The organism is Microcystis sp. BLCC-F209 (genome assembly GCF_041928595.1).
Classification (GTDB): Bacteria; Cyanobacteriota; Cyanobacteriia; order Cyanobacteriales; family Microcystaceae; genus Microcystis.
The window spans coordinates 1-2,030 of record NZ_JBHFLL010000124.1 but is presented as its reverse complement, the minus strand read 5'-3'; the positions used below and the strand labels follow the sequence as shown (position 1 = coordinate 2,030).

The following is a 2,030-nucleotide window of genomic DNA, read 5'->3' as shown; positions in this document are numbered from 1 at the left end:
TCAGTTATCAGTTATCAGTTATCAGTTATCAGTTATCAGTTATCAGTTATCAGTTATCAGTTATCAGTTATCAGTTATCAGTTATCAGTTATCAGTTATCAGTTATCAGTTATCAGTTATCAGTTATCAGTTATCATACTAAATCCTGTTATTAAAGACTAATTATTTATCCCCGCTTTTGCCTCTTGCCTCTTGCATGAGTGCCTGTCCTGATATGTAGCCTATACTCAAGGGATTTAGTATAACTTCTGCTGCTCACCAATATGTGAGAGAATGTCACCAATAAGAGATCTACCCTATCAGTAATCAGTTCACTGTTCACTGTTTACTGATCACTGATCACTGATTACTGATAAAATCTCCCCCAGAGCCATATTTCCAACTATCTAAATAACGATGATAAAGATATTTTTGCCTGTCGGGTAACTTTTCTAAAATAGGTTTTAAGGTGGTTGCTAAGGGATATAAACCACTATACAAACCTAAATTAAAATAATGTCCCGTCCAATCGATAAAAGGACTGATACCCACTTGCGGAATCATCGGTAAAACTAATTGAGGATTAACCAAAGGCAAAGTTTTTGAGAGGGAAGAAAACTGCACCACATCCTGTAAAAACGGTTTTAAGACCTCATCTCCCAACTTATCCATTACCCGAAAAACTCCACTCATTAAGTCATTAATTTGATTGGGATTAGGGTTAGCAGACATCGGGACACTCATGGTTTTTTGAAATAGCCATGTTACCGATATATTCGGTTGATAAGGTTGTAAAAGGGCTAAATCTTCTCGGTTTAAAGCATCGATTTGTAAAGCTTCCTCGATGGCAAAAGTTAGCCTTTTTAAATGCCTAACCATTGCCCCAAAACCACCAAAACTTACCGGAGATTGACTACCGCTACTATCTCCCACTGCCAGAATTCTTGACCAAGGCATTTTTAAAGGACTTTGACGATAGGCCGGGAAAAAACCCGCTAGAAAACGCTGAAAGTTTACCGCTTCTAAATCCACCTTTTGATACTCTGGCAGCAATCTTAAATACTCCTCCATCAAAAATTCTAAACTAAAGCGATCGGGATGGGTATCAAGATAGGTAAATAAATAAGTTGTCCGACCATCCCTAGCGGGAAATGCTTCCCAAAAGTATTGACATTGGTGCAAGATTGGGGTAAAAGAATAAATCAAATCACCAGTTTCATTACTGGGAAAACCCTGACCGCAACTACCCACCACTAAACAAACTCCATCGGGTTTTTCTCCTTTTCTTGCCTGTTTTGCAATTGGCGAAAAATGACCCATGGCATCGATTAATAAACGGGTTTTTAAAGTCATTTCTCCCGTTTTAACCATTACGCCATCGGGATGAATAATCGCCCCACTAAACCCCGAATTTTCTAATAACTTTCCTCCCGCTTGCAAAAACTTAGTTTTTAAAGTCTCTAGCAAATAAACCGGATCAACACCAATATTTAAAATATCTCTGACCCAAAGTTCATAACCTTGATAAAATCCCACCCTCCCAGGATTATATTCCGTCGCTATCGATTGATTTAATTCAGCTTCGGTCAATAAATCTAACTCTAAAAAACTGCTTAATTCTAAACGTGAAATATTCCACTCCTGCTCACGACCGCGCAGAATACCTCTTTCTAATAATGCCACACGCCAGCCCCTAGTTTGCAAAGCAGCCCCGATGAAAATTCCCAAAGTTCCCCCGGCAATAACTAGATCAAAATCCGTCTCTCCTAAAGATTCTTGACTTTGATTAATTACCGTGGGAATAACTGGATTTTCTAAACGCAAAGCTTGCCAAGCTCGATCGCTGGCCCGCAATTGTTGTAAACTCTGAGGAGATACTCGATCGAGTAAAGATGCAACTAAAGACATAATCTTATATCAGTTATCAGTTATCAGTTATCAGTTATCAGTTATCAGTTATCAGTTATCAGTTATCAGTTATCAGTTATCAGTTATCAGTTATCAGTTATCAGTTATCAGTTATCAGTTATCAGTTATCAGTTATCAGTTAT

1 protein-coding gene is annotated in these 2,030 nt (G+C 38.1%); it reads right to left on the bottom strand.

Annotated elements, in window-relative coordinates; translation table 11 throughout:
• Positions 1-339: 339 nt before the first annotated feature.
• On the bottom strand, positions 340-1,887 hold the full coding sequence (locus tag ACE1AQ_RS07935; protein WP_008205192.1) for an FAD-dependent oxidoreductase: 1,548 nt from the start codon (positions 1,885-1,887) through the stop codon (positions 340-342).
• Between the last annotated feature and the right edge of the window lie 143 nt (positions 1,888-2,030).

Coding starts and splice junctions, on each gene's coding strand:
- ACE1AQ_RS07935 (WP_008205192.1), bottom strand. CDS start 1,887: ATGTCTTTAGTTGCATCTTTACTCGATCGAGTATCTCCTCAGAGTTTA.